The organism is Klebsiella huaxiensis (assembly GCF_003261575.2).
Taxonomy (GTDB): Bacteria; Pseudomonadota; Gammaproteobacteria; order Enterobacterales; family Enterobacteriaceae; genus Klebsiella; species Klebsiella huaxiensis.
The window spans coordinates 2,756,456-2,771,648 of the sequence record NZ_CP036175.1 but is presented as its reverse complement, the minus strand read 5'-3'; the positions used below and the strand labels follow the sequence as shown (position 1 = coordinate 2,771,648).

The window sequence follows — 15,193 nt, the reverse complement described above, 5'->3', positions numbered from 1 at the left end:
AGCGTTAAATAATCGTCATCGCACTAACCAGAGCCGACAATTAATAATTAAAGAAAGTTTTGTAACTAAAGAAATCGCACGGTTACCCGGTGACAGAACCTTATTTTTAACTACTTGCAGATACTCATTATGAAAGAGAAAAAGACAACCATACCGCCTGCCGGTGCAGCAACCAATGCTGCTTACAAGCGTCTGCTGATGATGGCAATGCCCATTATCGTCGCCGTTCTCCTGCTGTTCGTCCCGGTGCCCGATGGCCTGCCTCCTTATGCATGGCACTACTTTGCTATTTTCGTCGGCGTGATCGTCGGTCTGATCTTCGAACCGCTGCCTGGCGCGGTGATTGGCATCACGGGCGTGGTGGTGATTGCCCTGTGCAGCCAATGGTTACTGTTCAGCCCTGAACAGCTGGCCGCGCCAAACTTCAAGCTCGCAGGCGCTTCCTTTAAATGGGCGGTGAGCGGTTTTGGTAACTCCACCGTGTGGCTTATCTTCGGCGCCTTTATGTTTGCCGCAGGCTACGATAAAACCCAGTTTGGCCGCCGTCTGGCGCTTATTCTGGTGAAATATCTGGGCCGCCGCAGCCTGACGCTTGGCTACGCCATTACCTTCGCTGACCTGCTGCTGGCACCGTTTACCCCCTCTAACACCGCACGTAGCGGCGGGACTATCTATCCGATTATCGCTAACCTGCCGCCGCTGTATGGTTCTAAACCTAACGACCCGAGCGCCCGCCGCATTGGCTCTTATCTGATGTGGGTAGCCATCACCGCCGCCTGTATCACCAGCTCCATGTTCCTCTCTGCGCTGGCGCCGAACCTGCTGGCGCTGGCGCTGGTAAAAAGCATCGTTGGCATTAACATCTCCTGGGGCACCTGGTTTATCGCCTTCCTGCCGCTGGGTATCCTGCTGATTCTGGCAATGCCGCTGCTGGCCTACTGGTTCTACCCGCCGGAAGTGAAGGTTAACGATGAAGTGCCGCTGTGGGCTGCCCGCGAGCTTGAGAAACTCGGTCGTCTGTCACGTAATGAAATCCTGCTGCTGGTTTTTGTCTGCTTCGCGCTGATGATGTGGATCTTCGCCGCCGAATGGATTGAACCCGCGCTGGCCGCCCTGCTGGTTATCGTGTTGATGTTGTGGACCGGCGTACTCTCCTGGAACGATATCACCAGTAACAAAGCGGCATGGAACACCTTTGCCTGGTTCGCCACCCTGGTTGCGCTGGCCGACGGCCTCTCCTCTACCGGCTTTATCGCCTGGCTGGGCAAAGAAGGCGGCGCGCTGATGAGCGGCATCTCCCCGGGCGTGGCCACCGTCGTGCTGCTGCTGGCGTTCTATCTGCTGCACTATCTGTTTGCCAGTACCACTGCGCACACCACCGCGCTGCTGCCGGCAATGCTGACCATCGCCTCTACCATTCCGGGTATGAATATGCAGGTGTTCGTTCTGCTGATGGTGACCTCACTCGGCGTGATGGGAATCATCACCCCGTACGGCACTGGCCCAAGCCCAATTTACTACGGCAGCGGCTATCTGCCGACCAAAGACTACTGGCGTCTCGGCACCATCTTCGGCGCCATCTTCCTGGCCGCCCTGCTGCTGATTGGCTATCCGTGGATGTCCATGATGTTCTGATTCATAACCGTCGGGCGTGAAACCCCGGCGGTTTTTACTCTTAGGGAGCAAAGCAATGTCGACTAAACCCTTTGTCTATCAGGAAGCGTTTCCGTTAGCAAAAGATGAAACTGAATATTATCTGCTGAGCAATGAGCACGTTTCCGTGGCCGAATTTGAAGGCCAGGAAATCCTCAAAGTAGAACCTGAAGCCCTCACTCTTCTGGCGCAGCAGGCCTTCCACGATGCGGCGTTTATGCTGCGCGTTTCCCACCAGAAACAGGTCGCGCAGATCCTTCTCGACCCGGAAGCCAGCGACAACGATAAATACGTGGCGCTACAGTTTCTGCGTAACTCAGAAATCGCCGCCAAGGGCGTGCTACCAACCTGCCAGGATACCGGTACGGCGATTATTATGGGTAAAAAAGGCCAACATGTGTGGACCGGAGGCGGCGATGAAGCGGCCCTTGCCCGCGGCGTCTATAACACCTATACCGAAGACAACCTGCGCTATTCGCAGAACGCCGCGCTGGATATGTATAAAGAGGTCAACACCGGCACTAACCTGCCCGCGCAAATCGATCTCTATAGCGTCGACGGCGATGAATACAAGTTTCTGTGCATGGCTAAAGGCGGCGGCTCAGCCAACAAAACCTACCTGTATCAGGAAACTAAAGCGCTGATCACCCCGGCAAAACTGAAAAACTACCTTGTAGAGAAGATGCGCACTCTCGGCACCGCCGCCTGCCCGCCGTACCATATCGCTTTTGTGATTGGCGGGACGTCGGCGGAAGCCACGCTAAAAACGGTCAAGCTGGCCTCCACCCACTACTACGACGGGCTGCCAACCGAAGGCAACGAGCACGGTCAGGCTTTCCGCGATATTCAGCTGGAACAGGAGCTACAGCTTGAGGCACAAAACCTCGGCCTCGGCGCACAGTTTGGCGGCAAATACTTCGCGCACGATATCCGCGTCATTCGCCTGCCGCGCCACGGCGCATCCTGCCCGGTGGGCATGGGCGTCTCCTGCTCGGCAGACCGTAATATCAAAGCTAAAATCAACCGCCACGGTATCTGGATTGAGAAACTGGAGAGTAATCCGGGCCAGTATATTCCTGAACACCTGCGCCAGCAGGGCGAAGGCAACGTGGTTAGCATCAACCTGAATCAGCCGATGAGCGACATTCTGGCTCAGCTTTCCGCCCACCCGGTATCAACTCGCCTGACCCTCAACGGCACGATTATTGTGGCTCGCGATATCGCCCACGCGAAGCTGAAAGAGCTGATTGATAACGGTGAAGAGCTGCCGCAGTACGTGAAAGATCACCCGATTTACTACGCAGGTCCGGCGAAGACGCCGGAAGGTTATGCCTCCGGCTCTCTCGGCCCAACTACCGCGGGTCGAATGGACTCCTACGTCGATCTGCTGCAATCTCACGGCGCCAGCATGGTAATGCTGGCCAAAGGCAACCGCAGCCAGCAGGTGACCGATGCCTGCCATCAACACGGCGGTTTCTACCTTGGCAGCATCGGCGGCCCGGCGGCGGTGCTGGCGCAGCAGAGTATTAAGAGCCTGGAGTGCGTGGCGTATCCGGAGCTGGGGATGGAAGCCATCTGGAAAATCGAAGTTGAAAACTTCCCGGCGTTTATCCTGGTGGATGACAAAGGCAACGACTTCTTCCAACAGATCCAGAATAAGCAGTGCGCGGGTTGTTCACAGCGTTAAAAAGGGGTTAACCTGACTTTTACGGCCGCCGAATAGCGGCCTTTTTGCAATCAGCGCTGGCTCGATTTCCGTGTTTTCAGCCGCCCGGCAAGCGTCACGTGAGTGGCGGCATCTTCCTCGCTGCACAAATACTCAACGGCCAGACGTCCCAGTTCACTGTAGGGCAACTGAATACTGGTCAGGGGTGGGGTGAGCTGTTCAGAAATTTTCTGGTCGTCATAACCCGCCACCAGAATATCTTCAGGGATCGTGATGCTCTGCATTGCCAGCGCCTGATAGCAACCAATCGTCAGCCAGTCACTGGCGCAAAAAATAGCATCGGGACGCGTTTCCAGCGCCAGCAGCTTTAGCGTGGCCTGGTGCGACTCGCTGAACTGCCAGTTGGTTTCACAAATCCACTCATTCTGCACGGCGATCCCCGCCTGCTCCAGCGCCGCACGCCATCCAGCCAGACGCTGTTTTGTCGCTTCCATCCATCCTTCGCCAGTAATATGCGCCACCCGCTGCGCCCCCTGGCTAATCAGATGGCGCGTCACCTGAAACGCGTTGGCATAGTCGTCCGGAACAAAGGACGGCAGCAGCGGGGAATCCGGATCGCGCTGGTTAAGCAGCACCAGCGGCAATTCAGTACAATCGCGAAACTGCGACATGTCGCTAACGGTGGTCACCGGAGAGGCGAGAATAATACCCACGCAGTTGCGCTTTTCCAGTTGGCGAATAATGTTAATTGCCAGTTCAGCATCATCACCATATTCATACACCGTCAGCAGGATTTCATTGCGCCACGCCGCCTCGCGAGCCTGACTTATGGCATCAATAAACGGATCGTAGCTCTGCAGCGAGCTAATGAGCAGGGCTATCTCTTGCTGATTACGCGGAGAGTGAATCGCCGGTAGGCGGTCGTAACCCAGTGATGTCGCTATCTCAATCACCCGCTGACGGGTCTCTTCGCTAAGTTTAATATTGCGCGACTGATTGAGCACCAGCGACACCGTTGCCTGGGAAACCCCGGCGGCTCTGGCGATGTCGTTCATCGTCACTTTGGTTTTGCGTTTCATCATCCCTTCCCTTCGCATACAGAACCAACATCATAACCGCAGTTTGCGCCAGCTGCGCTCTCGCTCACGTTTCTTTGCCTTGATCCCACCAGGATTGTGACTCGGTTCGCTTTTTTTTACTTCGCTATTTGCTCATTTATACGTCAACTAATATTTATTAGCTAATTATTATCAGTAAGCGAGGCGATGATGAAACAACAATGGACACGTGAACAGGCACAGACGTGGTACCAGCAACAGGGTTGGTTATGTGGCTTTAACTACCTGCCATCAACGGCGGTGAACTGGACGGATATCTGGCAGGCGGAAACCTTTGACGCACCAACGATTGACCGCGAGCTTGGCTGGGCGGCGCAGGCGGGTTACAACTCCCTGCGCATCAACCTGCCGTTTATCGTCTGGCAGCACGATCGCGACGGGCTCATAGCGCGTATCGACCAGTTTCTGACGCTGGCCGATGAGCGCGGGTTTAGCACCATGCTGACATTGATGGATGACTGCGGTTTCTCCGGCGATGAGCCTTACCTTGGGCCGCAAAAAGCACCGGAGCCGGGGAAACACAACAGCCAGGCGGCCGCCAGTCCGGGGCGGGAAATCGTCTGTAACCGTGATGCCTGGCCTGAAGTTGAATGCTACGTACGTGATATCGTGCGCCAGTTCCGCGACGACCGCCGCGTGCTGCTTTGGGATCTGTATAACGAGCCGGGCAACCGGGGGATTTTTTCCACTGGCACCGTCGAAGTGTTGTATGACGAAAAACTGGAACATTACGCCCTCGAACTCATGCAGGCGACGTTTCACTGGGTGCGGGAAGAAGATCCGACGCAGCCACTCACCGTCTGCGCATGGAAACTGCCGGATGAAGTCGAAGGCGAGGTGTTCTATCAACATCCTTTAGACCAGACTGCGCTGGCATTATCTGATGTGATCAGCTTTCACGCCTATACCAATACCGCACGCATGGTGGCCATCATCCACCAGCTCGAACAGCACGGACGGCCGCTGTTCTGCACCGAGTGGCTGGCGCGCCATGTCGGCAGCCTGATCGAAGAGCAGCTACCGCTAATGCATGCCGCTAATATTGCCCCCTATCAGTGGGGACTGGTGCGCGGAAAAACCCAGACCTGGCTGCCGTGGCCGGTGGTGATGAAAAACTCACCGGACTACTGTCGCCTGTGGTTCCATGACGTTTTTGACGAAAACGGCATCCCGTTTGCCAAAGCCGAAATGGCGCTGGTGCGTAAACTTAGCCGGATTGGCCTGCATCCGCATAAAGCATAAAAAATATTATCTCTACAGACGCCCTGACCCAATGCGGCCAGGGCGTGAGGGAACACACGATGGCAAGCACCATGAAAATACCTTCTCGCGAGTTATGGTCCTATTTTGGCTATGGTTTAGGTCAGTGTTTTAGCTTTGGTTTAGTGGGTTCGTTTATTAACTATTTTTATACTGACGTGCTGGGGATCTCTGCCCTCGCGGCGAGCACCATCTTTTTGATCGCTCGCGCCTGGGATGCAGTTCACGACCCGCTGTTCGCCAGTATCATGGATACGTTAAACAGTCGATTCGGTAAGTTTCGCCACTTCCTGCTGATCGCGCCGCTGTTAATAACCGGCGTCACCCTGCTGGCGTTTTACAAAATAGAAGCCGATCTCACCACTAAGATCCTTTATGCCGGGGTGACCTACATACTGTGGGGCACGCTGTACGCCATTTCCGATATTCCGTTCTGGTCGATGTCATCGGTGATGACTAACGATTCCGGTCAGCGTACCCGCGCGGTGACCGCCGCCATGCTCGGAGTTAACGCCGGTATCGCCTGTGCTAATATTTTCTTCCCCAAACTGGCGGCCTTCTTCGCCCAGTACAGCAATGACAAAGGCTATTTTATGGCTGCGCTGGTGATGATGCTGGTGGGTCTGCCGCTAATGTTAAACGGATTCTTTCAGATCAAAGAGCGCGTGCCGCCAAGCCCGGAAAAGGTCACCATTCGCGATACCTTCCGCAACCTGCGCCACAATAAGCCGCTGTTTATTATTCTGCTGTCGTTTTTCTTTTGCGTCTTTCATAACGTCGCGAACGGTATTTATATCTACTTCTTTATCTACAATCTGGGCGATGGCAGCCTGCAAATGGCGATAGGCGTGATGGGGATTGCCGCCGCCGTCATCTGCCTGATTGCCCCGCTTCTCACCCGTCATATGCAAAAACGCCAGCTGTTTATGATCCTTTGCGCGCTGGATATTGTGGTTCGCGTGGTGATGTGGTTTATCGGCTATCAGCACGTAGCGATGCTGTTCTTATTGCTTGGCCTTAGCACGCTGTTTGTCATGATGAGCAACATTCTGACTTCATCGATGATTGCCGATACCATCGAATACGCTGAATATCATACCCATCGGCGCTGTGCGGCGATCACCTTCTCCGGCCAGACGTTCACCGGAAAAATGTCCGTCGCGGTGGGTGGCGGCCTGATTGGCATCTGGCTAACGATGATAGGTTATATTCCGCAAGCGCAAAGCCAGAGCGAGAGCGTGCTGAATGGCCTGTTCTTCGGGATTTGCCTGCTCCCGGCTATCGGATCCTTGATTCGCCTGCTGTGCATGTCCCGCTTTACCTTCACGGAAGAAAAGCACGCGGAGATTTGTCGCCTGCTGGCGCTGCGCCGCCAGAGTGCGGGAGTGGCAACAGAGGAATCGAGCGCTGATGCGCGCCCGGCATAGTTAATATGGCCCAAGCGCGGGCGGATACATTCCGCCCTGCGCATTTTATTCGTCAGTAACAAGAACCACTGTTGCGTAATAAGCACCATCCCTCTTAGGCATGGGGTTTGCTGGAGAAAAATAAGTAATCTATCCCAACCTGGATAAAACACTTTGTTTTTTTCCCGTTAATCTCTCCACATTCTCTTCACAATCCAATATATTACTGCGGCGAATATTTAAGACGATAAAATGATATGTAAATCGTTACTGAATCCGCATAGCTTCGGCGCGAGAAATTCAAGAAAGACAAATTAATCATATTGTTGATTGAGATCGGCTAACGTTTTGAAAGCGCTAACCAGAATTTGATTAAAAATCACTCACCGGAGTGATATCAGAGTGGCGAATATGCAGTACGAAAGAACTCAAAAAGGTCAGTCGCAGTATTTTCCCTTCATTGACGGATTGCGCGCCCTGGCAGTGATCGCGGTGATTATCTATCACCTCAACGCCGCATGGTTACCAGGAGGGTTCGTAGGTGTCGATGTATTCTTTGTGATATCCGGATTTGTCGTCAGCGCCTCGATTACTCACTTCAAAGGGCAAGGTTTCTGGCGTTTTCTGGCATTCTTCTATGCGCGCAGGATAAAGCGTATTTTCCCTGCCCTCATCGTTTGCTTACTGATCACTGGCTATGTTTCCGCACTATTTATTCCTGGTTCCTGGCTAAGTGATGTCAACCAACAAACCGGCTTATTCGCCTTTGTTGGCCTGAGTAACTTTATTCTGGCTGCTAACGGGCGCGATTACTTCGCTCCCACCACTGAATTTAACCCCTTTACCCATACCTGGTCTTTAGGCGTTGAAGAGCAGTTCTACCTGATATTCCCGATACTATTTGTTGCGTGGCTGCACGGCCAGCGCGGTAGAAAAGCATCGGCAATACTGTTCGCCGTCGGGCTGCTGATATCTTTGATTTTCTCAGCGTGGGAATCACAGGCCAACCCTACCAATGCTTATTTCCTAAGCCCTGGACGTTTTTGGGAACTGGCTTCAGGCGTGCTGCTCTATCAGTTGATTACGCTGAACAGCGGGGATGATAAACGCCGGGAAAACCGACTTTCCGGCCCTATAGCGCTGATTGCGCTTGTCGGACTTTTTGTCGCTTTTGTTATCTCAACGCCTGACAACTTCCCTATGCCGGGAGCAGTACTCGCCGTTATCTCAACGCTGCTATTACTATTTTCGTTGTATAAACAGAACAGTTTCCCCTGGCTGCACCGCTTGCTGGGAAATCGCTATATTCTGTTTTTTGGCAAAACATCCTACTCATTATATTTATGGCATTGGCCTGTTTTCGTTCTCTTTCGCTGGACGTATGGCCTTGAGACGCCGTTGACCAAAGCGCTTGCTGTCGCGTTAACTCTCGTGATGGCTACGCTCTCTTTCTATATTGTCGAAACCCCTATGCGGCGCAGCAAAATGGCAAGACAGATGCCTAATCCTGCAATCATCGCCGTGGGATTTTGCGTTATTGCCATCAGTTGGTGGGGGGCTTCGGCAATGAATGCGCGTGCCGGAAAAATTTCCTTGAGCCAGGTTAGCGCCGATGCCGATTTATGGTATCCGGATCGCGGCCCCGCGACGCCAGATTACCCTGGTTGTCGTGCCGATCCGCAAACCATCATTCAAGATGGCGTCGAGGTGATAGTTTTCAAACCGGAAGGCTGCGTGCAGGAAAAAGCGTCAAGATACCGGGTTCTGCACGTTATCGGCGATTCACATACTCTGGCCTATGCTGCGTTGTATAAGCAGTTTGCTATCCGCAACAATCTTGAAGTCGATGTATATCGCAACGGCGGTTGTCCATTTATTAGTTTCCAGACCGAACGCGATATCGATAATCCGCAGTGTCGCGAACAGGCTGAAAACTCGCTACACGCAATACATCAACGAATCCAGCCTGGCGACGTGCTTTTCCTCGCCTCATTGCGCCTGCCTCGCTTTAGCGACCAGTGGGTCTACTTTGGTTCTCAGGGACATCAACAATCGTTCTTTAGCGCCCAGGCCGAGGAAAACCGGCAGCGCTCCGTTGATTACGCCATTGATAAGCTCCGTAGCTTTGTAGACCAGGGAGTTCATGTCGTTTTTGAAGCGCCGAAACCCATCTTCTCCTTACCGCCTTTCCGCTGTTCGGACTGGTTCAACCGTAGCAACCCTATCTGCGCGAAAGGCATGACCATGCCGCAAGACCTGCTGCAAAAGTATCGTGCGCCTGTTCTGGCAAGCTATAACAAAGTTATCCGCGCGCTGCCTGCGGTTGCTATCTGGGATCCCTTCCCGATCCTCTGCGATGGCCCGGAGTGTCACGTCTGGAAAAACGGTCACTCGATGTTCTTCGATGGCGATCATCTCAGCGCATTTGGCAGCATGACGCTGCTACCCTCTTTTAGTGAGTTTATGCTGCCTAAGCTCGAAAAGTCAGCGCAGTCAGCCGCAAGCCAAATCCCGGCACAGGGTTATCAGTTTAATCAACCTGGCATTCCTGACTTTCTCGAAAGTTTATCTGGGTTATCACATGCCGAAGAGTGGGGGCGCTGGAGCGATGGCAATTCAGCACCGACGGTAGTGCTCTCCTTTGTTCAGCCCTTGCCCAAAGGCTTTACGCTCCAGATAACCAGCAAAGGCTATGGGCCCAATATTGGTCATCAGGCTCGGGTAATTGTGGGTAACGAAGAGCAACGGCTCAATCTCGGCGAACAGGCTAAGGAAGAGGCGTTGCATTTTGCTAACCATGCAGGTACAAAGCGCATTGAAATTATTCCGCCTCATGCTCAAAGCCCTAGAGAAGCAGGCGAATCCGCAGATGAAAGAAAACTCGGTATTGGTTTGATAAGTATTAAAATTATTGCCGATTGACGCGATTCAATAAGCAACGCCAGAGATTATCTGGCGTTGCAGTTGTTGTCCTCAGCTACCATCCATCTCATCAAACACCTGCTGTGCCAGGTGCATCGTGGCGTTAGCTGCGGGCAGGCCGCAGTAGAGCGCGGAGTGCATAATCAGCTCTTTTAACTCGTCGCGAGTGACGCCGTTATTAAACGCCGCGCGCAAATGCATTGTCAGCTCAGCTTCGCGGTTCAGGGCAATCAGCATCGCGATGGTAATCATGCTGCGGGTGTGGTGATCGAGGCCCGGACGGGTCCAGGTCTCACCCCAGGCGTAGCGGGTGATAAAATCCTGAAACTCCTCATTGAGCGGCGTCAGTTTTTGCAGAGTTTTATCAACATGGGTATCGCCAAGCACCTTGCGGCGCACTGCCATTCCCTGCTGATAACGCTGTTTATCTTCCATGCTATTCTCCCTGGAAAAAACCCAGCAACGCGGCGCTGAACGCCTTCGGTGCTTCGATATTCGATAAATGAGACGCTGCCAGTACCACCACCTGTGAGGTGGGGATCTGCTGATGCAGGAAGTTGGCGTCCGCCACCGTAGTGACAGGGTCACTTTCTCCGGCAATAATCAAAACGGGTAGCGGAATTTGCGCCACTTCAGCGCGAAGGTCGGCCGCCGCCAGCGCCTCGCAACAGTCCGCATAACCTTCTGCATTGCTATGGGTCAGTTGATGGCACAGGGCTTCCACCACTTCCGGCGTCTTCTGGCGAAATTCGTGGGTAAACCAGCGATCCGCGGATCCGGCAGCCACAACATCCATCCCCTCCTGACGAACCGCGCGGGCGCGCGATAGCCAGCTCGCCTGATCGCCGATACACGCTGCGGTGTTGGCGACCGCCAGGGCGTAAAAACGCTCAGGTGCAAAACGCCCCAGCCACAGTCCGGTCAGCCCCCCCATAGAAATACCGCAAAACCAGGCTTTATCAATATTAAGATGATCGAGCAGCGCAATCACATCTTCGCCAAGCTGCGCCAGCGTTACCTTTCCGCTTTTGCCGGTTTTACCATGACCGTGGGTATCATAGCGCAGGACGCGAAAATGCTGCGTTAGCGCCGCGAGCTGCGGCTGCCACATCGACCGGGTGGTTCCCAGCGAATTGGAAAGTACGATGACCGGCGCACCGTCCGGCCCGTCAATCTGATAATCAACCTTCATTACGTTGCTCCTTATAGCGCGCCATCACCTGACGCACGAAGAGTTCAGCGCTGCCGGTCGCCGTTGCCGGGTCCAGCAGTTGGGTTAAACGGCTGGTGGAAAGATGCTCACTGACCAACGGATCGTTTTCCAGCACGCTCAGCAGCGAACGCGATTCATCCATCGCCTGACGACACAAGGCCTCAACCCGATGATGGGCTTCAGCTTTACCGATAAACTCCGCCAGCGTCAGGGTGACCGCTTCCGCCATAATCAGGCCATGGGTGATATCAAGGTTGGCGCGCATCTTATGCGCAAACACCTGCATTTCACGCACCAGTACTTCACTTTGCACCATCGCGCCGCCGACGAGAGTGATCAGGTCCGGCAGCGTTTCCCACTCCGCTTGCCATCCGCCCAGCGCGCGCTCATGCTGCTGAATCTGGCCGGCATACAACGTTGCCACCAGTCCGGGCGTGCGTTGAGCTGCGGTCAAGATAGCCGCACAGGAGATGGGATTACGTTTGTGCGGCATGGTCGATGAACCGCCGCGACCTTCGGCGACCGGTTCAGCGACTTCGGCAACTTCGGTTTGCATCTGCAGGGAAAAATCATTGGCGAACTTACCAAGAGTGCCGCAAACACCCGCGTACCACGCCCCCACTTCTAACAGCCGATCGCGCTGGCTGTGCCACGGGGTATCGGGAAGGTTCAGGTCGAGCTTTTTTGCCAGCGCTGCGGCAACCTGCGGCGCTTGCGCTTTGAGCGAGTCAAGCGTGCCAGCGGCACCGCCAAATTGCAGCACCAGCACCCTTGATCGCATTTCACGCAGACGTATCTGCCAGCGCAGCAGCGCGTCGAGCGTTCCCGCCAGCTTCAGGCCAAAGGTCACAGGCAGTGCATGCTGCATCCAGGTACGCCCGGGCATCACCGTATGCTGATGTCGCTCGGCCTGGTTGGCCAGCGCATCGAGCAGGCGTTGTAAGACCGCGTCTGTTTCATTCAGCGCACCGCGTAGTTGCAGGACAAAACCAGTGTCGATAGCATCCTGGCTGGTCGCCCCCCAGTGAACATAACGCGCTGCGGCTTCATCGCGTTCTTTGACCCGCGAGGTCAGCTGTTTTACCAGCGGGATCGCCAGATTTCCCGCGCTGGCGGCAACCTGCCCCAAAGCCGCAAAGTCAATTTGCTGATGCTGGCATGATTCGATAATCGGATTCAGCGCCGCCTGCGGCACCAGCCCACATTCGGCCTGAGCGTGGGCCAGCGCGGCTTCAAAATCCAGCATACCCTGCACCCGCTGCGCATCGCTGAACCAGGCGGTCAGCGGGCTGGTGCGCATCATCGGGGTCAACAAACTCATTCTGGCTCCTTAAACGCGTTCAATAATCAGCGCGATCCCCTGACCGACGCCGATACACATAGTGCACAACGCATAGCGCCCGCCAGTCCGCCGCAGCTGATACGCCGCAGTCATCGCCAGACGCCCACCTGAGGCCCCCAGCGGATGGCCCAGCGCAATCGCGCCGCCGTTCGGGTTTACGTGCGCGGCATCGTCAGGCAACCCCAGATCGCGCGTCACCGCCAGCGCCTGGGCGGCGAAAGCTTCATTCAGCTCAATGACGTCCATTTGTCCAAGGGTCAGGCCGGTTTGCGCCAGAACCTTGCGCACCGCCGGTGCCGGGCCAAATCCCATAATGCGCGGCGCAACCCCCGCCGTCGCCACGCCGACCACCCGGGCTAGCGGTTGCAAATCATTCGCCGTAAGCGCCTGCTCGCTGGCGAGCAATAGCGCGCAGGCACCGTCGTTAACCCCGGAGGCGTTACCCGCCGTGACCGTGCCGTCAGCACGGACCACGCCGCGTAGTTTCGCCAGCACCTCTGCGCTAGTGCTGCGCGGGTGTTCATCCTGGGTAAATAGCAGCGCTTCACCCTTTCGCTGCGGGACCGAAACGGCGATCAGCTCGTCGGCAAAGCGCCCAGCCTCTTGCGCCGCCGCGGTGCGCAGTTGGCTACGCAGCGCAAATGCATCCTGATCTGCACGCGAAACGGCAAAATCACCCGCCACGTTTTCGGCAGTTTCCGGCATTGAATCAACGCCATACAGCGCTTTCATCTGCGAGTTGATAAAGCGCCAGCCAATAGTGGTATCTTCCATCTTCATTGTGCGGCTAAAGGCGATTTCCGCCTTACCCATCACAAACGGCGCGCGCGACATGCTTTCCACACCACCGGCAATCATCAGTTGAGTTTCGCCGCTTTTAATCGCACGCGCTGCGATGCCGATCGCATCAAGGCTGGAACCACACAGGCGGTTGACGGTGCTGCCCGGCACGCTTTCCGGCAGTCCGGCCAGCAGCAGCGCCATACGGGCGACGTTGCGGTTATCTTCGCCAGCCTGGTTAGCGCAGCCATAAATCACATCATCAATACGCGCTGGATCAAGGCCTGGGTTACGTTCCAGCAGCGCTTTTAGCGGCAGCGCCGCCAGATCGTCAGCGCGCATTGTCGCCAGCGTACCACCAAAACGACCGAACGGCGTACGCACCGCATCGCAGATAAATGCCTGATTCATCATAGGTTCCTTACGCGCTTTCCGCCAGTTGCTCGAAAGTCAGCGTCACCGGAGTGATGCGCTGCAGTTCTTCAAAAGAGAGGCCGTTAAAGATTTCCCGCACCACCGGGCCGTTCTCACTGATATCGATCACCGCCAGATCGGTATAGATGCGGCTGACGCAGCCAACGCCGGTCAGCGGATAGGTGCAGTGTTCGACCAGTTTGCATTCGCCATCGCGAGTCAGGTGATCCATCATCACGAAGACCTGACGCGCGCCGATAGCCAGATCCATCGCGCCACCGACGGCGGGAATGGCATCGGGCGCCCCGGTGCTCCAGTTCGCCAGATCGCCGCGGGCAGAGACCTGATAGGCTCCAAGGACGCAGATATCCAGGTGGCCTCCGCGCATCATGGCGAAGGAGTCACCATGGTGGAAATAACAACCGCCCTGAAGCAGGGTCACATACTCTTTCCCGGCGTTAATCAACTCTGAGTCCTCTTCCCCCGGCTGCGGTTTCGGCCCCATCCCAAGCAGGCCGTTTTCGCTGTGCAGGAACACTTCTTTATCCGCCGGAAGATAGTTAGCAATACGGGTCGGTAAACCGATCCCCAGGTTGACGTAAGCACCTTCGGGTATATCGCGGGCCACGCGCTGGGCCATCTCATCGCGAGTCAGTTTTTGCATAATGGGTTCCTCAGGCGCTTTTGGCAGCAATCAGGTTTTCCAGGGAATAGACGCGCTGGACAAAAATGCCCGGCGTAATAACGCTTTCCGGATCGAGCTCACCCAGGGCGACCAGTTGCGAGACTTCCACAATGGTGGTTTGAGCGGCGGTCGCCATGATCGGGCCGAAGTTGCGCGCCGCTTTGCGATAAACCAGGTTGCCCCAGCGATCGCCCTGATGGGCTTTAATCAACGCGAAATCTGCTTTGATGGGATATTCAAGAACGTAATGACGGCCGTCGATCTCGCGGGTCTCTTTACCCTCCGCCAACGGCGTACCGTAACCCGTAGGAGTAAATACCGCACCGAGACCCGCGCCTGCCGCCTGAATGCGTGCCGCAAGATTTCCCTGCGGCACCAGCTCCAGCTCCACTTTGCCGCGGCGATAGAGATCATCAAAAATCTGTGAATCCACCTGGCGCGGGAACGAGCAAATCATCTTGCGCACCCGCCCGGCTTTCAGTAACGCCGCGAGGCCCACTTCACCGTTACCCGCGTTATTGTTAATGATGGTTAAATCACGAGCCCCCTGTTCTATCAGAGCATCTATCAGATACGTCGGCTGACCGGCGGGGCCAAAACCGCCAATCATAATGGTCGCCCCGTCGTGGATCCCAGCGATGGCATCACTTAGCGTCGACACGCTTTTATCAATCATCAGGTCGCTCCTGTATGTGCGGTAATCGCACTTTTATTCGTTGTTCGCACAAAATGTG

Annotated in this window: 12 protein-coding genes; 5 read left to right on the top strand and 7 right to left on the bottom strand. The window is 55.2% G+C overall.

Going from position 1 to position 15,193, the window contains the following annotated elements:
- Positions 1-129 precede the first annotated feature (129 nt).
- Both DA718_RS13315 and fumA read left to right on the top strand, forming a co-directional pair.
- Entirely contained in the window at positions 130-1,635 is a 1,506-nt protein-coding gene (locus DA718_RS13315) for an anion permease (protein ID WP_112214348.1), read from the top strand.
- 55 nt (positions 1,636-1,690) lie between these two features.
- On the top strand, positions 1,691-3,340 hold the full coding sequence (gene fumA / locus DA718_RS13310) for a class I fumarate hydratase FumA (protein ID WP_112214349.1): 1,650 nt from the start codon (positions 1,691-1,693) through the stop codon (positions 3,338-3,340).
- 50 nt (positions 3,341-3,390) lie between these two features.
- Here fumA and DA718_RS13305 read toward each other — a convergent pair whose 3' ends face one another.
- Positions 3,391-4,398: a LacI family DNA-binding transcriptional regulator gene (locus DA718_RS13305; RefSeq protein WP_112214350.1), complete on the bottom strand. Its 1,008-nt coding sequence runs from the start codon at positions 4,396-4,398 to the stop codon at positions 3,391-3,393.
- Positions 4,399-4,587: 189 nt separating this feature from the next.
- Here DA718_RS13305 and DA718_RS13300 point away from each other — a divergent pair, with 189 nt between their 5' ends.
- The 3 genes from DA718_RS13300 (at position 4,588) to DA718_RS13290 (ending at position 10,025) form a co-directional block, all read left to right on the top strand.
- On the top strand, positions 4,588-5,679 hold the full coding sequence (locus tag DA718_RS13300; protein ID WP_112214351.1) for a cellulase family glycosylhydrolase: 1,092 nt from the start codon (positions 4,588-4,590) through the stop codon (positions 5,677-5,679).
- 59 nt (positions 5,680-5,738) lie between these two features.
- Positions 5,739-7,124 (top strand): MFS transporter, encoded by a 1,386-nt coding sequence (locus DA718_RS13295; RefSeq protein ID WP_112214352.1) that lies wholly within the window; start codon positions 5,739-5,741, stop codon positions 7,122-7,124.
- Between the two features lie 390 nt (positions 7,125-7,514).
- Entirely contained in the window at positions 7,515-10,025 is a 2,511-nt protein-coding gene (locus tag DA718_RS13290; protein ID WP_112214353.1) for an acyltransferase family protein, read from the top strand.
- 51 nt (positions 10,026-10,076) lie between these two features.
- Here DA718_RS13290 and pcaC read toward each other — a convergent pair whose 3' ends face one another.
- From pcaC to DA718_RS13260, 6 genes are read right to left on the bottom strand one after another with little or no spacing between them, the layout of a single operon-like run.
- The gene (gene pcaC, locus DA718_RS13285; RefSeq protein WP_112214354.1) at positions 10,077-10,460 is read right to left on the bottom strand and encodes a 4-carboxymuconolactone decarboxylase; all 384 of its coding nucleotides are present in this window, start codon (positions 10,458-10,460) and stop codon (positions 10,077-10,079) included.
- Between the two features lies 1 nt (position 10,461).
- A complete protein-coding gene (pcaD, locus tag DA718_RS13280; protein ID WP_112214355.1) occupies positions 10,462-11,217 on the bottom strand; it encodes a 3-oxoadipate enol-lactonase in 756 nt (251 codons plus the stop codon).
- A complete protein-coding gene (locus DA718_RS13275) occupies positions 11,207-12,559 on the bottom strand; it encodes a 3-carboxy-cis,cis-muconate cycloisomerase (RefSeq protein ID WP_112214356.1) in 1,353 nt (450 codons plus the stop codon). Before DA718_RS13275 ends, pcaD begins: the two co-directional genes overlap by 11 nt.
- Before the next feature lie 9 nt (positions 12,560-12,568).
- The gene (pcaF, locus tag DA718_RS13270; protein ID WP_112214357.1) at positions 12,569-13,771 is read right to left on the bottom strand and encodes a 3-oxoadipyl-CoA thiolase; all 1,203 of its coding nucleotides are present in this window, start codon (positions 13,769-13,771) and stop codon (positions 12,569-12,571) included.
- Between the two features lie 10 nt (positions 13,772-13,781).
- Positions 13,782-14,438: a 3-oxoacid CoA-transferase subunit B gene (locus tag DA718_RS13265; RefSeq protein ID WP_112214358.1), complete on the bottom strand. Its 657-nt coding sequence runs from the start codon at positions 14,436-14,438 to the stop codon at positions 13,782-13,784.
- 10 nt (positions 14,439-14,448) lie between these two features.
- On the bottom strand, positions 14,449-15,135 hold the full coding sequence (locus tag DA718_RS13260; protein ID WP_112214359.1) for a 3-oxoacid CoA-transferase subunit A: 687 nt from the start codon (positions 15,133-15,135) through the stop codon (positions 14,449-14,451).
- Between the last annotated feature and the right edge of the window lie 58 nt (positions 15,136-15,193).